The organism is Solimicrobium silvestre (assembly GCF_002976435.1).
GTDB classification, from domain to species: Bacteria; Pseudomonadota; Gammaproteobacteria; order Burkholderiales; family Burkholderiaceae_D; genus Solimicrobium; species Solimicrobium silvestre.
In genome coordinates this window covers 188,269-205,477 of the sequence record NZ_PUGF01000006.1, presented here as the reverse complement: position 1 = coordinate 205,477, position 17,209 = coordinate 188,269, and the positions used below count along the sequence as shown (strand labels likewise).

General features: G+C 45.3%; 15 protein-coding genes. 7 read left to right on the top strand and 8 right to left on the bottom strand.

The window, feature by feature from the left end; genetic code table 11:
* The first annotated feature begins 28 nt into the window (after positions 1-28).
* Positions 29-1,549: a sensor domain-containing diguanylate cyclase gene (locus tag S2091_RS08635; RefSeq protein WP_105531394.1), complete on the top strand. Its 1,521-nt coding sequence runs from the start codon at positions 29-31 to the stop codon at positions 1,547-1,549.
* Between the two features lie 26 nt (positions 1,550-1,575).
* Here the strand turns inward: S2091_RS08635 and S2091_RS08630 are convergent, their stop codons facing one another.
* Positions 1,576-2,388: a Rossmann-like and DUF2520 domain-containing protein gene (locus S2091_RS08630; RefSeq protein WP_243405359.1), complete on the bottom strand. Its 813-nt coding sequence runs from the start codon at positions 2,386-2,388 to the stop codon at positions 1,576-1,578.
* Between the two features lie 467 nt (positions 2,389-2,855).
* Here S2091_RS08630 and S2091_RS08625 point away from each other — a divergent pair, with 467 nt between their 5' ends.
* Positions 2,856-4,745 (top strand): S53 family peptidase, encoded by a 1,890-nt coding sequence (locus tag S2091_RS08625; protein WP_105531392.1) that lies wholly within the window; start codon positions 2,856-2,858, stop codon positions 4,743-4,745.
* A 500-nt stretch (positions 4,746-5,245) separates the two neighbouring features.
* Positions 5,246-7,147, top strand: coding sequence for a S53 family peptidase (locus S2091_RS08620; RefSeq protein WP_105531391.1), 1,902 nt, complete (start codon positions 5,246-5,248; stop codon positions 7,145-7,147).
* Between the two features lie 91 nt (positions 7,148-7,238).
* Here S2091_RS08620 and S2091_RS08615 read toward each other — a convergent pair whose 3' ends face one another.
* The 3 genes from S2091_RS08615 to S2091_RS08605 all read right to left on the bottom strand — a co-directional run bounded on the left by S2091_RS08615 (position 7,239) and on the right by S2091_RS08605 (position 10,040).
* Positions 7,239-7,595, bottom strand: a complete 357-nt coding sequence (locus tag S2091_RS08615; RefSeq protein ID WP_105531390.1) for a hypothetical protein — start codon at positions 7,593-7,595, stop codon at positions 7,239-7,241.
* Between the two features lie 207 nt (positions 7,596-7,802).
* Positions 7,803-8,897, bottom strand: a complete 1,095-nt coding sequence (locus S2091_RS08610) for a carbonic anhydrase (RefSeq protein ID WP_105531389.1) — start codon at positions 8,895-8,897, stop codon at positions 7,803-7,805.
* A gap of 153 nt (positions 8,898-9,050) precedes the next feature.
* A complete protein-coding gene (locus S2091_RS08605) occupies positions 9,051-10,040 on the bottom strand; it encodes an NAD(P)H-dependent flavin oxidoreductase (RefSeq protein WP_243405358.1) in 990 nt (329 codons plus the stop codon).
* A 104-nt stretch (positions 10,041-10,144) separates the two neighbouring features.
* Between S2091_RS08605 and S2091_RS08600 the strand changes: the two genes are divergently transcribed.
* Positions 10,145-10,819, top strand: coding sequence for a TetR/AcrR family transcriptional regulator (locus tag S2091_RS08600; protein WP_105531388.1), 675 nt, complete (start codon positions 10,145-10,147; stop codon positions 10,817-10,819).
* Here the strand turns inward: S2091_RS08600 and S2091_RS08595 are convergent, their stop codons facing one another.
* The 4 genes from S2091_RS08595 to S2091_RS08580 all read right to left on the bottom strand — a co-directional run bounded on the left by S2091_RS08595 (position 10,820) and on the right by S2091_RS08580 (position 14,344).
* Positions 10,820-11,647, bottom strand: a complete 828-nt coding sequence (locus tag S2091_RS08595; protein WP_105531387.1) for a sterol desaturase family protein — start codon at positions 11,645-11,647, stop codon at positions 10,820-10,822.
* A gap of 126 nt (positions 11,648-11,773) precedes the next feature.
* The gene (locus S2091_RS08590) at positions 11,774-12,592 is read right to left on the bottom strand and encodes a PEP-CTERM sorting domain-containing protein (protein WP_105531386.1); all 819 of its coding nucleotides are present in this window, start codon (positions 12,590-12,592) and stop codon (positions 11,774-11,776) included.
* Positions 12,593-12,881: 289 nt separating this feature from the next.
* Positions 12,882-13,106, bottom strand: coding sequence for a DUF1289 domain-containing protein (locus S2091_RS08585; protein ID WP_105531385.1), 225 nt, complete (start codon positions 13,104-13,106; stop codon positions 12,882-12,884).
* Positions 13,103-14,344 carry a TIGR03862 family flavoprotein gene (locus S2091_RS08580; RefSeq protein ID WP_105531384.1) on the bottom strand — a complete coding sequence of 414 codons (1,242 nt, stop codon included), beginning with the start codon at positions 14,342-14,344 and terminating at the stop codon, positions 13,103-13,105. The genes S2091_RS08585 and S2091_RS08580 overlap by 4 nt, the downstream gene beginning before the upstream one ends.
* A gap of 331 nt (positions 14,345-14,675) precedes the next feature.
* Here S2091_RS08580 and S2091_RS08570 point away from each other — a divergent pair, with 331 nt between their 5' ends.
* The 3 genes from S2091_RS08570 (at position 14,676) to S2091_RS08560 (ending at position 17,116) form a co-directional block, all read left to right on the top strand.
* Positions 14,676-15,413 carry an MgtC/SapB family protein gene (locus S2091_RS08570; protein ID WP_341476993.1) on the top strand — a complete coding sequence of 246 codons (738 nt, stop codon included), beginning with the start codon at positions 14,676-14,678 and terminating at the stop codon, positions 15,411-15,413.
* A 122-nt stretch (positions 15,414-15,535) separates the two neighbouring features.
* Positions 15,536-16,276, top strand: coding sequence for a DUF1700 domain-containing protein (locus tag S2091_RS08565; protein WP_165794951.1), 741 nt, complete (start codon positions 15,536-15,538; stop codon positions 16,274-16,276).
* Between the two features lie 27 nt (positions 16,277-16,303).
* Entirely contained in the window at positions 16,304-17,116 is an 813-nt protein-coding gene (locus tag S2091_RS08560) for a head GIN domain-containing protein (protein ID WP_105531380.1), read from the top strand.
* Positions 17,117-17,209 lie beyond the last annotated feature (93 nt).

Here is a 17,209-nt window from a genome sequence, read left to right as displayed (position 1 = left end):
TAAGCAATAAACTCAGCAACAAACGCATGTGCATGAATTAGAATCAGCAAGCACGGTTTCCTCATTCATCAACTTAACTGTTTATATGCGCCACTTATATAAAAAGTATCGATTGTTGGTTTGGTTAGGATTGTTGTTAATTATTGGCATCGTCGCTAATAGCGCGGTGACGCTGTATTCGACGCGTGCCCTGATGGTGCAAACCAGCGCCCAGAAAACCTTGCCGTTAACGGGTGACAGTTTATCGGCCGAAATTCAACGTAATATCGCTCGCTCAATCCTTACTTCAGCGCGGATGGCGGATGATGCCGTGGTACGTGACTGGATTTTAAGTGATGAGCATGACAGTGCAAGACTGTTGGCACATTTAAAGTCTGCCCAACAAAAAGACCAATCTACTTCCCATTTTTTAGTGACAGAAAAAGATCGGCAGTTTTATGACAGTCAAGGCGTGATCAGAACGATTAACCCTGAAAATTTTCATGACACCTGGTATTTTAAAACGCGCGCTGCAAAGCACGCCTATGAAACGACGGTAGCAGCTGAGTCGGATGAAACTAATCATCCCAATCTGTATATCAGCTACCGGATTCAAAATTCAGAAGGAAAATTTTTAGGCGCAGCTGGCGTCAGCATGCCGCTAGAGCTGGTTACTAAAGCGATGGATCATTATGTGAATGATTTTAAGCGCTCTGTGTATTTTGTAGATACCAGCGGGAAGATTGTTTTATCCGATAATCAGCACAATTTGCATGGAAATATTCACGAGCAGGAGGGCATTAAGCAAATTGCCGAAGAAATTTTAAACAATGAACACACTGAACTGAACTCCTCATACGAATTAGCAGCGACCAATATTTTGTTCAATGCACGTTATATTCCCGAGCTGGGCTGGCATTTGATTGTGGAGAGCGATGCAGCTGACGAAGCAGCTCAAGTGCAGCCGCTGTTTTTTGTGAATGCCGCCATAGGTGTCATCATCACCACCCTGGCATTGTTGTTGGCGTGGTTTTCAATTGCGCATCATCAGAGCCGCTTGCTGGCTTTAACTAATTGCGACGGCATGACTGGCTTGATGAACCGGCAGTCATTCACCACATCATTTCAACAAACGGTGCTTGACATGCGGCGTGCTAAATATCCTCTTTCGTTCATTTTATTTGACATTGATTTTTTAAAGAAAATTAATGAATTGCACGGTCACGTCACCGGTGATCAGATCATTATGGATATCGCTAGAATGAGTAAGGAATCGGTGCGCGGTAGTGATTTGCTGTGTCGTTGGGGTGGTGAGCAATTCGCGCTGCTATTAAAGAAATGTGAATTGGAACAAGCCTATAAAGTTGCCGAGCAATTGCGCTTGAATGTGCAAAACCATGCGTTCTCCATTGCAGACGGCGCTGCCTCTGTCACGATTAGTTTGGGCGTGGCGGAGTGGGCTGAAAATGAAAGTGCTGACGAATTATTTGCGCGTGTCGATGAGGCGATGTATTTCGCCAAATCGGAAGGGAGAAATCGCGCTGAGGTTTCTTATTATGTAAGTGGCTGAAAGTGTATGTTTGAAATTAGCACCACTTATGCGTCGCGGTCTTTCATTTGTTTAGTTGACTCAGCTAATGCCATATACAGCTCGGCATTGTCTGGGTTCGTACTGTTTAGTGCGTCGTGATGACGCTTTACCGTCAAAAAATCTCCACGTGCAATCGGGCCGGTCAATGCATTTTTTGCGCCTAAGCGAAATACATTTTCCAGGGTTTCTCGCGCTAATGGTTCTGTCATGTGCTGTGCCATTTTCAACGGAATTCCAGCGGCCTGAAATGTCGTGAGTGCGGCATCCATTAAGGTAACTAGGTAGTTGCTGGCAAACACCGCAGCAGCATGATAAAGCGCTTTCCCTTCTGGCTCTAAGTGCACTACCTGTGCGCCCATTTTTTCTAATGCCGTAGTTAATATTTGTGCCGCATTGGCGTTACCTTCCACGCTGCAAATGGTGTCAGTAAATTGCGCAGCAACGGTAGTCGGGTCGGCAAAGCTACGAATCGGATGCAAGCTGGCTGCGCCGTTAGTCATACCTAATTCACTGGCGCAAAGTGCGCCGCTGCAATGGAAAACCAGCGTGTCAGGATTAATGAGCCCGAGCTGTTGGAGTTGCTGGCTGCACGATTTTATTTGATCGTCAGAGACGGCCAACATATAGACATCGGCTTGACGTAGCTCGGAAAATTCACTGATGGCGTTACCTGCGCCCATAAACTTACACGCCGCTAAGCTGCTACTTAAAGAGCGATTCAATACATCGTGCAGTGTAAATATGTGGTGTTTAAAAAATTGCTGACCGAGGACTCGCCCTACTTTTCCTGCGCCAATAATGCTGAGAGTTGGTTTCATCAATTCCTTGAAGATCCTGAATATTATTGCCGCAAAGCACGACAATGTAAGTTTTTAAAAGATTTCTTTGCGGTAATTAAAAAATAAAAAATGAAGAAATCAATCAGATTTTATCGCAGGACAATAAACGTAAATTTTTATTTACAAATGAGTTTCAATGTTCCGAGTAAATTTCATGTTTACCACCTAGTAATTTAAAAAATACGCGCCTAAACTCAGTTCCGAGATTCAGCATGTCCTTTAGAAATATTCTTCCGGGGAATTTAAATCTAGAGATGTGTGATTCTCAATATTGACGCTTGGCGTACTGATGAAGGTTGGTTCTCGTAACCCGGGAGTTCATCGTTATATCAACGGTGGTGAATTCGTAGGGAGGTCTTCATTAGCGCATGGTTCTCATTACAAATGGAGTCCAGTGCGATGTTCAAGTGTTTTTCATGTTGTTTACTTTTAGAGGAATAAGAAAAATGAATTCTAAAGCATCAGCAGTTAAAGCAGGAGACTTAGTACTTCCACGTATCTCCACATTAGCAATAGCGCTTTCCTTAGCATGCGGTGTAATGGGTGCGCAAGCAGCCAGTGACACTTCATCTTGGGTAGGAACTAAAACAGAAGCCTTTTTACCCAGAGTGCATACTGTTGATAGTACCGGTGCTGCTGTTACTGCGGACGCAATCGCAGTGGAGTTGGCGCAAGGTGAAAAAAAGAGTATTACCGTGAGTCTGCAATTACGTAATCAAGACCAGCTGGAAAGCTTTTTGACAGCGTTGCATACACCGGGTAATGCGTCTTATCACAAGTTCCTGACGCCAGAGCAGTTCGCCGCACAATATTCCCCGACACAAGCGCAAGTTGATGCTGTCGTTGCTCACTTGAGCAGCGCTGGTTTTAAAAACATTAGCGTTAGCTCTAACCGCACACTGGTAAGCGCTGATGGTACTGTTGCAACGGTGAAGCAAGCATTTAATACTTCACTGAAAAGTTTTAATCATCAAGGTCGCCACGTTTTTGCTAATGACAAACCTGCACAGGTTCCAGCTGAATTGGGCAATATTATTGGTTCAGTAATGGGTCTGCAAAATGCGGCAATTCATCATGTCATGCATAGCGGTGTTCATGATGCAGCCAAAAAATCTAGCACAGCTGCTGCGTCGACTGGCACAGAAGTCGCCCATATCCCAACCCAATATCCAGGAATCTATGGTGACGTGACTACGCCTATTGCATCCAATGCGACTGTAGGAACAATTGCTGAAGGTAGCATGACATACACGCTTCAAGATTTTGCTGCATTCCTTAAAGCTAACCCAACTTTGCCACAAGGTTATGTGCCTACAGTCGTCAATGTTGGAACTGCGTCTGGCGATGAATCCGGTGAAGTCGAATGGGCCTTGGATAGCCAAGTGATCTACGGTACTGGCGTGCCAAAAAAACTGATCTTTTATGTAGCAAGTTCAATGGAAGATGCACCACTGACGGCCACCTATAACGCTGCTGTGACAGCTAACGTAGTCAGCGTAGTCAATGTTTCATTAGGTGAGTGCGAAGCGGACGCTAAGTCATCTGGTTCACAAGCAGCTGACGATGCGGTCTTTAAACAAGCCGTAGCACAAGGAATTACCTTCTCAATCGCTTCAGGTGATGCCGGCCCGTATAACTGCGATACTGACTCGCAAGGAAACCCTGGTGTAGCAAAGACCACTACACAGAAAAAAACTTATGACGTTAGTGAGCCAGCTAGTTCTCCGTATGTTGTTGCAGTAGGCGGTACTGCTTTATTCACTACATCTTCTGGCGGATATAGTGGCCAGGCAGTATGGAATGAAGGCACTGCTTCAACTGGCGATGGTAGTGCTGTGCGTATCTGGTCTACAGGCGGCGGTTTTAGTAAAGACGAATTGGCACCAAGCTGGCAAACAGCGAGCATCGTTGGTTCAGGCCACACATATCGTGGTTTGCCTGACCTTGTATTTGATGCTGCTTCAGCAAGTGGTACTAATATTTATATCAATGAAGCAGCCAACGGCACTGCGTACGGTACTGTTGGTGGTACAAGTATGGCTTCACCGATATTTGTCGGTATCTGGGCTCGTATGGAATCAGCACATGGCAATAATTTGGGCTTCCCGAATTCGGCCTTCTACAAAGCTATTCCAGCTAATGCAGGCTTAGTATTCCCTGTGACTAGCGCCACGGTTGATGGTGATTCAGTTGACTACAACGGCTGGAGCACCACTTATCCAGGTATGAAAGCAGCAGCATCAGGATGGAGCGCAGCAACTGGCTTCGGTAGTTTGAATATCGATGCATTGAATGCTTACATCACTGCTAATCCAACAGTTTTCCCTCCTAAATAAGGCGGTTGGATTTTAATTTTTTAGTGAGTTGATGCAGTAAAAAAACCTCATTCGCAAGAATGGGGTTTTTTATTGTAAGAATTGTTTTTGTGTTGATGATGTGAAAAAAATTTTAAAAATGATGAAATAAATAAGGAAAAGAAGTCATCGCCAATGAAATTTAAATGCTTGAAATTTAAAGCACTTTCGTAAGGCAATCAAATTTTATCGCAGCACAATAATTGAAATTTTCCTTCTAAAAATGAGTGTTGTAATGCGGGTCAATTTCGACAAATACCATCTAGTAATTTAAAAAAATCACGCTTAAACTTGCTCGCAAGAATCTAGATGTTCTTTAGAAATATTCTTAAATAGAAATAACTCCTAAAGGATTTAGGTTTTTCAAAGACGATCATTTTTATAAAAAGATAGGAAGTAAAAATCTGAAAAATGATCGGTATAAGCGGCCTGGTTGCCACAAGTAACTCGGGTTATAAAATTGTGTATTCGGAGGAACGACGATGAAATTTAGCAGCAACTTTAATTTGCAATCAAACGCATCCGCAGGAGAATTTGTGCTTCCACGCATCTCTTCATTGGCATTAGCAATTTCCTTGGCATGTGGAGTAATGGGTGCGCAAGCAGCCGTTGATACTTCATCATGGGTCCCAACTAAGACAGAAGCATTTTTAGCTAAAGTACATACACACGACAGTACTGGTGCGGAAGTTACTGCAGACCAAATCGCTGTAGAAATGGCGCAAGGCGAACAGAAGAGCGTTACAGTGAGTTTGCAATTACGTAATCAAGCACAGTTGGAAAGTTTCTTGACAGCGTTGCATACACCGGGCAATGCTTCGTACCATAAATTCCTGACACCAGCACAATTCGCTGCACAATACTCGCCAACTCAAGCACAAGTTGATGCGGTTGTTGCTCACTTAACTTCAGCTGGATTTAAAAACATTAGCGTTAGCTCAAACCGTACCTTGGTGAGTGCTGATGGTACTGCTGCAACGGTAAAACAAGCGTTTAATACTTCATTGAAGCGCTTCACGCACGAAGGCCGTAGCGTTTACGCAAACGACAAACCTGCACAGATTCCAGCTGCATTAGCTGATATCGTTGGTTCAGTACTGGGTTTGCAAAATGCTGCAATACATCATGCAACTCATAGCGGTGTTCATACTGCAGCAAAATCAGGAACTCAAGCTGCTACTGGTACAGAAGTCGCTCATATCCCAACTCAATACCCAGGGATTTATAACGCTGTGACTACACCAGCTGCTTCTACAGCGATTGTTGGAACGATTGCTGAAGGAAACATGACTTACACCTTGCAAGATTTTGCAACCTTCCTTAGCAATAATCCAAGCTTGCCAAAATTGACTCCAACGGTTGTTTATGTTGGTGGCGAAAATACTACTGATGAATCCGGTGAAGTTGAATGGGCCTTGGATAGTCAAGTAATTTATGGTGCGGCTGGTGGTGTTAAACAGCTGATATTCTACACAGCAAACTCCATGGAAGATGCAGCACTGACAGCCGCTTATAACGCTGCTGTAACCGCTAACGTTGCTAGTGTAGTTAACGTTTCTTTGGGTGAGTGCGAAGCTTCTGCTAAATCATCCGGCTCACAAGCAGCTGATGACGCTGTCTTTAAACAAGCCGTAGCACAAGGGATTACATTCTCCGTTGCTGCTGGTGATGCTGGTCCGTATAACTGCGATACTGACTCACAAGGTAACCCTGGCGTAGCAAAAACTACTACCCAGAAAAAAACCTATGACGTTAGTGAGCCAGCTAGCTCACCGTATGTTGTTGCTGTAGGTGGTACTGCGTTATTCACTACTTCTACTGGCGCATACGCTGGTCAGGCAGTATGGAATGAAGGTTCTGCTTCAACTGGTGATGGTAGCGCTGTGCGTATCTGGTCTACTGGTGGCGGTTTCAGTAAAAATGAATTGGCCCCAGCTTGGCAGACAGCAAGTATCGTTGGTTCAGGACACACTTATCGTGGTTTGCCAGATATCGTTTTTGATGCAGCGCAAGCTAGCGGTACGAATATCTACATTAACCAAGCGGCTAATGGAACAGCTTATGCAGCAGTTGGTGGTACAAGTATGGCCGCACCGATGTTTGCTGGCTTTTGGGCACGTTTGGAATCAGCTCATGGTAACAATTTAGGCTTTCCAAATTCGGCATTTTATAAAGCTATTCCAGCAAATCCAGGTTTAGTATTTCCTGTGACTAGCGCTACTGTTGATGGTGATTCGATTGAATACAACGGCTGGAGCACAACTTATCCAGGTATGAGCGCCGCCGCATCAGGATGGAGTGCAGCAACTGGCTTCGGTAGTTTGAATATCGATGCTGTTAATGCTTACATCACAGCTAATCCAACAGTATTCCCTCCTAAATAAGATACTTGTGTTTTAAGTTCTTAGTAAGTTGTTGAAGTAAAAAAAACCTCATTCGCAAGAATGAGGTTTTTTGTTTTAAAGCGTACTCAAATTACTTTTGATGCTCTGATGCTTTAGCAGTTTCGTTGCAGGTTTTCATGGCAGCATGATCATTTGCAGCTTGTACGCATGACTGTAATGTTTGTAGCACTTCTAAATGATGCGCAATACGCGCTAATTCTTTTGTTTTGTGATCAGCAAACTTTGCACCAGCACCTGCGCCTGCTGGCGCTGAAGCGGGTGGCGACGCTGGCGTTTGTGCTGTAGCGTGCCGACTCACCATGGTGAAGGACAACAACATCGCCATGATGAGCATGCCCATGATGCTGTAAGAAAATAATGGGAGTTTGTCGCGGCGTGACATTGTTAAGGCAGATATTTTTTTAGAGAAAAAAAGAGGAGAAACCATGATTTGCATTCCTTTTAAAAATCGAAAAAAAGAATCGGCAACCGACCGAAGCGGGACGTAAGCATGTGTAAAACAGACGCAGTTGAGTTTGGTTAAGTAGTGTTGAATTACGTCAAAATGAATGGTAATACAAAATATTTTTTAGTCCAATGCGCGTGCTTAATTGTTACAAACATTGTTGGGTAGTGACGAAAAAATAATAAACCGTTAATTTGATTCCTTAATCAAGCGTCCTGCACTATTTTGAATCGGTCTGGCATTCATCGGATACATACGGCTAAAAATACTTATTTGATCTTGTGACGCTTCAATCGGCTCCTTAAACACTACCCAGAGCACACCCTCCGTGCAGGGCGGCGTGGTGAGTGAGCCCATGTAGGTATAGTACTGACGATTGGCAGGCAGGATTTGGTACATGTCGATAGTGCCGGATGGTTGAACGGTATCGTTTTTTTCAAGCGGCATGTTATTCCAAATTGTTTGAATCAGGCTGTTGGCTTTACCCTGTTCAATTAACACGGCAAGCATAACCAGTTTTCCATCTATATCTTTATGCACTAGATGCGCAACCATCTCGTAATTTCTACCATTAACGCGCTCTTCGGACGGTTTGTGGAAGTGGAATTGAGTCAACTCATAACGACGGCCTAAAATGGTGATGGTGCTGCCTGCGCCGAGGTTGACTTGTATCGTATGTCCAGTATCCACCACATTAAAACGGGTTGGTTTGTAGTCGAATATTACCGGTTCCAAATCAACCCGGATCCCATCCCGGATATCAATCGGCGACTGCCTTTCACCTGTGTCGCATTTGGCATTGGCGGGATCAATTTTCCCCCAGCGTAATGGGCCGCCTTCGCCATCGTAGCTCCAAGGCACGAAGTGCATTATATTATCTGCGGCGAGATTGGCACCATGCGGCATACCAGGACTTACTGCGCTGGCTGAAGTTGCTGCGCGGGGATGGCGCACCATCGGTGTTTGCGCTTTTATTCTTTCGTTTTCTTTGTGTAGCTCCGCCATTTTTTTAGCAATTTTGTCGGCTAACTCATCGGCTTCCATCTCTTCTTTATCATGTTGAGCGGCGGCGCTTTTTGCACTGGATTTGCTTTTTGGTTTCGATTCTCCATCCGCGTTTTCAGTTGGTTTTATTTTAATCGGTAGCGTGTCTTTAACAATGGGTTTGCTTGGTGGTGAGCTATCTTCGGCAGCATAAGTTGTGCCGCTAAAAAATGCCGCTATTAATAAGGAGCACAGCAAGGAGCACAGCAGTGGGAGCACGGAAGCGGTTGAGCTGCGCATGGTGTCGGCAAAAGAGGAGTAGAAGTTCTTCTGGTTACGGCAGTTCTCTTAATAAACTTGAATTTAATTTAAAAGGCGTGGATGTAAAAAGAGCGCCTTGAAATCTGGCGCTCAACGTATACACTGCAATGTTGCGTAAGAATTTAGTCTAAATTAATTTGCAGCTAATGCATTCAAACGCGCACGAGCCGCTTGGTATTCTTCTTTCAGTCGCGCCACAACTTCAGCAACATCCGGTGCATCATTCATCAAACCAACGCCTTGCCCCGCGCCCCAGATATCACGCCAGGCTTTGGCTGCAGAACCGCCACCAAAATTCATTTTGCTCTTATCTGCTTCCGGTAAATTGTCTGGGTCCAGGCCAGCGCTGACGATTGATTTTTTTAAATAATTACCGTGTATGCCGGTGAATAAATTGGTGTACACAATGTCCGCTGCGCTGGAGTCGATAATGGCTTGTTTGTATTCTTCACTGACATTGGCTTCCTTTGTTGCTAACCAACGCGAACCTATGTAAGCAAAATCTGCCCCAAGAGCTTGTGCTGCTAAAATAGCATCGCCACTGGCAATAGAGCCCGATAAAGCAATTGGGCCTTGATAGAATTTTCTTACTTCACCGACTAAGGCAAATGGGGATAAAACGCCGGCATGGCCACCTGCGCCAGTCGCCACTAAAATCAATCCATCCACCCCAGCTTCCAGCGCTTTTTGAGCGTGACGAATCGAAATCACGTCGTGCAAAACAATCCCGCCATAACTGTGGATGGCATCCAGCATTTCTTTTGGGGGCGCACGTAATGAAGAAATAATAATAGGAACTTGATGTTTAACGCACACGGCTACATCGTGTTCTAAGCGATCATTAGAATGATGCACAATTTGATTAACAGCAATCGGCCCGACTTTGGCGTTGGGATGTTCCGCCTGAAATTCCGCCAGCTCTTTTTTTAAATCAGTCAGCCAAACGTCGAGTAATTCTGCCGGACGGGCATTTAATGCTGGAAACGATCCGACAATGCCTGCTTTGCATTGCGCTGCCACCAGTTTTGGGCCGCTGGCAATAAACATCGGCGAACCGATGACAGGCAGACTTAAGTTTTGTAAAACGAGAGGCAGGGCGGGTTTGATCATTGGTTGAGTCATATCGGTTTCCATAAAAGTAAGGGCATCTGTTATTATTCGTTAAAATCTATGTTATCAGAAAAAACGCTGTTTTTTACATCGACTGAATAAAAGAATTCTTCTAAATGAATGCCACCAAAAATAAGTTAATCAACCCTAAAGTCACTCCAGACCCAGTTGATTTCAAACAGGAGCAGCAAGTTTTGCGCTCCACAATCCGGCAAGCCATGTTAGCTGCAGCAAACCAATTGTTGAGCGAGGAAGGCTTGCCAGGCTTTACGTTACGCCGGGTGGCTGACGCGGTGAATTGTTCAACAACGCTGTTGTATTCGCAATTTGGCGGTAAAGATGGTTTATCCAATGAACTGTATCTGGAAGGCTTTTCCCGATTAAAGCAGGAATTTGCGCAACAAGAGCTGGGTGACTTGCTTGGAATGGAAAGGTTATGGCGTTACGCAAATAGTTATCGGGCTTTTGCGCACCACAACCCAAGTTATTACGTGATTATGTTTGGCGACGGTTTGGTAGGATTTGTACCGCCGCCAGAATCGCGTCAAATAGCCTGGGAAGCTTTTTCGGTTTTGATTGCGCATTTTGCAAGTTGCATGGAGCAAGGATTAATGCCTGCCGCCAGCCCCAATTCAGCAGCGCGTTTGTTGTGGGCGGCGATGCATGGCGTCATTAATTTGGAGCTGAAAGGCTACTACCTTACTCAGCAACAGGCTGATCATTTATACGACGCGGCGGTGCGTGCCGTGCTGTTTTCTTTGCAGCATCCCGTAGAGGCAACCCTTAAGTAATTACTGTTCTGCTGTAACGCTTTTAGGCAAGCTGACCGGCGGATGAGGATGGAATGGATACAGCAGTTGTTCACCTAGCGAGGCTGGCAACTGCTGCTCGATGCCGTAGGCCGAAGGCCATTGATTCCGGGGTAAATGGTAAGTGCCAAAGAGTTGATCTACCCAGGGAAGCATCGATGCATAATTGCAATCGCGCTGTTCGCCTAGCGTGTGGTGCCAGTGATGGAATGCGGGAGTAGAAATTAACCATTCCAGCGGACCCAGTCGCCAATTCAAATTTGAGTGAATAAAAAATCCCCACGTTGTCGCAACCAGTACGATCAGTATCGGAACCAAGCTGCCGTTGGGTGTGAGCGGGCTGGCTACGCCGAGGACATAGGCGGGAATCAGGCCGCATAAGCGGATGAATACGTTGTCGACTGGATGTGCGCGTGAACTGATTAAAAAATAAATGTGCTCGGCACTGTGATGGAGTGAATGAAAGCGCCAGAGGAAAGGGACTTCATGACACCAGCGATGCCCCCAATAAAAACCAATTTCACCGACGACGAAACCAATGGAAATGCGTAGCCACAGCGGCCAGGCCGCGACAGTAGTTTGCATCGTATGCGGGACGAGCGAGTGGACGCCAAAAGCGAGAAAGGACAGCGGTATCGCAAGCAATAAGCCGGGCAGCAAACCGTTGATGAAAAAATAGCCCAGATCGCTGAGTAGGCTTTTGCAAAAGAATTTTTGCGGTTGCAGTGCGAATAGTTTTTCGAGCGGCAAAAAAATCAGCGAGAGCAGCACCAGCCAGGCACAAAGGCGCACCACGCTCATCAAAAGCATTTGAAGATGTTGAATGTCAAGGAACGCAGGCAAGGGTAACGTTATCTTGATTAAGTAAACCAGCAGGGACGGCAACTGCGCACTGGCGGGTTATCTCTCGTCCGCGCGCATTAGCCGCCAGATTATTCATTTAGCGCCGTCTTGTTTGCTGCGTCGACGCAGCATAATGGCTAAAAGGCCGACACCAAGAAGCGTCAATGCTGCAGGCTCAGGTGCTGGCACTTCGTTTGGCGTATCAACCCCAGTCAGAAACACGATTGGTGGAAGATTAACGGTGTTGCCGTTGTCACCCCAGGCCAGAAAGCTCAACAGATCAGTCGTGGAGTCTGCTTGTAGATTTAACGTCACTTGTTGCCAAGGTGTTGTGCCGCCAGAGGGTGTTGTCATCAACGGAGTCGCTACGACGCTGGCACTGCCGTCAGCGTTAGAGTAAGTACTATCATTCCCGCCATAATACGAATCAGCGGCACCGCAACCATTGCAATAGACCATCCCAGCAGTTCCCAGTGAAACAATCCACCGCTCGGTAGTGTTTAAGCCATTCCCAAAACCGGTTTGCTGACTGGCTGCCTGGTAGAAAATGAGCGTGTAGTTGTCGCCCGGTGTCAGCCCTGACACGGAGTAGTTAAACCCACTTCCATAAGTTGGATTACCGTCCGCCTCTACATAGTTGCCGGGCAGGTTAGGAGATGGATCGCCATAGGTTGGGAGGTAAACTGGGCCGGCGGCGTCTTGTCCCGGAGTAGTCGAATCAATGAAAATGAGGCCCGTTCCACCGGTCCAGCCGGTTGGGTCAACATTGGTAAAGTATCCCTTCGGCGCAGTGCCTGAATACGAACTGAAATCAAGATTTGTTAATCCCGGCAGATAGGGATTTGCGTAAGCTGAACAGGCCAGAGCTGACAAGCCGACAATAGCTGCGGATTTAAGAAAAAAATTAGACATAATGCCACTCCCAAGTTTCAGAATTTTGAATTCTTCTGAGCAAAATGACGATCAGATTTAAGGCGCTGCTATCGAAATAGGCGCACGCATAGATATATGCATGATTTATGCCATGATAAAAAAGTGTGCAATATCAATTAGTTAGAAGAGCTAATTCGTGTAAATGTAAATTTATTCGACATCGCATTTAACCTAGCTGCTGTGGCTATTAAATTTCTTAGATGAAATATAGTTAATTGGAGTATTTTGTTCTGGATAAATCGCCGATTTTTTACATCGGCGATTTGGTTTATTCAGGATCAAACTGCGACAAATCGTGTTGATGCTGCTGGATTTTTCGCTGCTCTATGTTTTGCATAATAAGTTCTTTAACAGGTTCGCCAGCGCTACCCCATCCAGCGATTTCATCGATGGTGCGCCAGCATCCTTCACACCAGCCTGTTTGAGCATCTATTTTGCAAATATTGGTGCAGGGGGATGGCGTCACTGCTACTGAAGAGTTGATGGTGTTCATTTTTTCTTAGCGTACCAATCTAATGCGGCTTTCCCTGCGACTTTACCACTGGCAAAACAGGCGGTTAATAAATAGCCACCGGTCGGCGCTTCCCAATCTAACATTTCTCCCGCACAAAATACGCCGGGCATTTCATTCAGCATCAGGTTGCGATTCATCGCTTCTAGCTTGACGCCACCTGCGGTGCTAATGACTTCGGCAATTGGACGTGGTGCTAACAAGGTGATTGGAAGCGCTTTGATGGCATTGGCTAATAAAACTGGATCTTGTAACGTTTCGGGTGTGCAGAATTCGCGTAACAAGGCAGTTTTGACGCCGCGTAAATTTAAACGACTTTGCAAATGACCTGCAACCGAGCGAGAGCCGCGTGGATGTTCGCAATGTTGAACTGCGCGATGTAATGGTAAATCAGGCAGTAAATCTAAATAGATTTGGGCGCTTCCTTGCGCTTTAATTTGTTCGCGGAATAATCCTGACAACGCGTAAATCAAACTACCTTCCACACCATGTTCAGTAACGACAAATTGGCCTAAGCGGCGCGAGCTGGTTCCTGTCGCATTGGTATGAGTAATGGCGATCGGGCTTAATGGTTCTCCGGCAAAGTTGGTTTTAAAGTGTTCACTCCAGGTAACTTCAAAACCGCAATTGGACGGTTCGAGGGGGGCAATATCTACCCCTTTTTCTGCTAGCAATGGCAACCAGGCTCCGTTGGAACCAAGTTGTGGCCAGCTTGCTCCGCCTAAGGCTAAAACAATGGCATCGGCTTTATGCAGTACTTCACCATCAGGAGTGGAAAAAGATAACGCGTTATCTTTCCAGCCGGTCCAACGGTGACGCATATGAAAGCGCACACCTTTAGTACGCATGCGATGTAGCCATGAGCGCAGTAATGGGGCTGCTTTCATGTCAGCTGGGAAAACCCGGCCAGAGGTACCGACAAAAGTTTCTACGCCGAGATTTTTTGCCCATTGACGCAGATTTTGTGGATTGAATTCGTTAATCCAGGAATTGATTGCCACTTGGCGACTGCCATAGCGGCGCATGAAATCAGAAAGATCTTCGGCATGCGTTAAATTTAACCCACCCTTGCCAGCAAGTAAAAATTTGCGTCCAACCGATGGCATTGCATCGAACAAGTCAACTTGCGCTCCACCCTGAGCTAGCGTTTCGGCCGCCATCAAACCAGCAGGGCCACCACCAATAACAACGATGTTAGGAACAGAGTTCTTTAGATTCATTTTAATTAATTTTCTTGAGAGTAATGGACTTGCGACCTAATATAAAAATATTGCTCATTGTTTTTTCTGTTGAATTTAACCAATGTAGGACTGTTATTTTTTTACAAAAGTTAAAAAAAATCTTTGCAACAATGCTATTTGAATTTTCAAATCGAATTCTAAGCCAAATATGTTTCGTCTTGATGAAGAAACGTTGTTTTTTGTTATTGATTTTGTCGAAATGTTTTAAAAATAACGGGCAGTTGTTGTTTGATGCGATCAAAAACATGCAGCTAGTTCACTTTTGAGACGTTAATTCAAAAATTCAAAAGAGGCGGATCAAATGAGGTTGATGGATATCTTTCTGAGTTACTGGTCTTACGAGCATCTTCAGGCAAATTTTGTGATTGGACTTAATTTGCTGGGGGCATTAGTGCTTGGTTTAGTGCTGGGTTATGAGCGCACTTATCATGGTCGCGCAGCAGGTATGCGCACCTATGGGTTGGTTTGCATGGTGTCGGCTGGTATCGTGATTATTAGCGGTTATCCTGAACTTTGGTTTGGCTCGCAAATGGCGAATGCGAATTTTCATGCCGATCCAACCCGCTCAATACAAGGCATTGTCACTGGCATTGGTTTTTTATGTGCCGGTGTGATTATGAAAGATGGCTATAGCATTAGTGGCTTAACTACCGCTGCGTCGCTTTGGACTGTGTCGGCAGTCGGTATTATGGTGGGAATCGGGCTGTATGCAGCGGCCATATTTTTCGCACTTGGCGCTGTTGTATGCATGACCTTAGTGTCACGCTTGGAGGCACATTTGCCATCGCGTCCCGCTGTAGCTGTGGTGCTTAAGTTTAAAAAGGATTTTTTACCCAATTTGGCTGGGCTTAAAGCCGCTGTAAATAATCGCGGTTATTCCTTGGCGCAAGGTTCTATTTCCATTTCACATCAACAAGGCTGCGTAGAGTGGCATTTCGTCGTTTTAGCGACTGACCGCATATTAGGCGCAACGTTACCAAATTTGGCGATTGAGTTGCAGGCGGTGGATGGTGTGGAGGATTTGTATATATCTCATGCGCGCAACTAGGCTAAATTGCCCTTTTCTATACCGACTATCCCTTAAAAAATGCGCTTGGTCGCAAAAGCGCTGCGCATTGCCTCAATTTTGAATATAGTTCCCTCTAAGCAAAACTAATTGGGGGAATAATCGTGACTAAGTTGGAATTTATTGCGGCTTTTAAGTCAGCCTGCGACACATTGCCAAGTGAGTTATTGGAAGCAGCGTTGGCTGACTATGAGCGTCAGTTCACTGATCAACTTTTATCCGGACTCAGTGAGCAAACTATTGTTGAGCGCTGGGGATCACCACAGCATGCCGCTTTAAAATTAAAACTGGGCACGTTTAATGGCAACTTAAAACAAGCAGTTAGCGCTGAAAAAGTTGCCCGGGTAGGCTTGAGTGGTGTTGGGCTGATATTGATGGATTTCTTTTTATTGATTCCAGCGACGCTGTATTTTTCTTTATTGTCGGTGTTTTATGCGCTTGCTTTGGTCGCCTATTTGACAGGCATTTTTGTTAGCGCATCGAGCTTGGCTGGGGTCAGCTTTATTGATATCCCAGCACATCGTATACCTAACTTTATTTCAATGCATGGCACTACCCATCTTGATCTGAATGATATTGAGATTGTTCCTACCTTAATTTCTTCCGCTGATTTACCGACAAAAGCGATGGAAGAGCGTTTGCTTGGATTTAATCACGCCCATTTTTTGCATGATCAAGGTCTGCATATTGCGACCAACCTAAATAAAAACACATTGTGGAATGGGATTGGTATTACCTTGGCTGGAATGCTTTTGATGTTGTGCTGCTTCCTGGCCACTCGATTTACCTTCCGTATGTTGCGTCGGTTTGCTGCGTGGCATTTTTCTGTTCTTAAAAATGCTTAAGACCTATTTTATAAATTACAGGGTGAGATGATGAAATTCATAGCTAAATCAATGTTGGCGCTATTGCTGGTAGCAATCGCTTTGGGCGGTATTACCTACAATGTGATGAGTACGAATTTAAAACAAAATGGGACGATAACGCTGGCGACGCAAAACCTGTCCAAAGAAAATGTAGCGATCACCAATGAGGTTGAAAAGGTAGAAATGGACGGCCCTTTTGATGTCAATCTTGTTCAGGCAGATAAATCCAGCTTAGTGCTTGAGGGCGATGCTAGGCTGCTCTCCAAAGTTGTTGTGCAGCAAGACGGCAACACATTGCGTATTGGCACCAAAGGAATATTGGTGACCATGAATCAAACGTTAAAAATGACCTTAAGCATTCCAAAACTAACAGCGCTCACGCAATTTGGTAGTGGCGATAGTACGGTGCAAGGCTTTACTGGACCGCAAATTAATATCAACCTGAACGGCTCTGGCGACTTGGCATTCGCTGGTCAATATGAGCACCTGATGGCGCAAACCAAGGGGAGTGGGAATATGGAATTGGATGTTGGAAAGAGTGACAAGGTAGAACTCAATACCAGTGGTTCCGGCGATGTGGTGGCGTTAGGTAAAGCGATGGACTTGGTCATACTCACGACGGGCTCAGGTAATATCGATGCACAGCGTCTGATTGCGCAACATTCGTCAGGTGAATCGCACGGTTCAGGGGACTTAAAATTGTATGCAACTCAGGACGTAAGAGTGATTTTGACCGGTAGCGGCGACGCGGAGGTGTTTGGTAATCCGGCCAAGCGTAGCGTCACGAATACAGGCTCTGGTGACATGAGCTGGAATTAACGTGTGGAAAATGTGTGGCTTTAGTGTGTTGCCTCAAATCAATTAAGTAGTAATAGTTGCAATGTCGTTGTCATGGCTCATTTGCGTGCAATT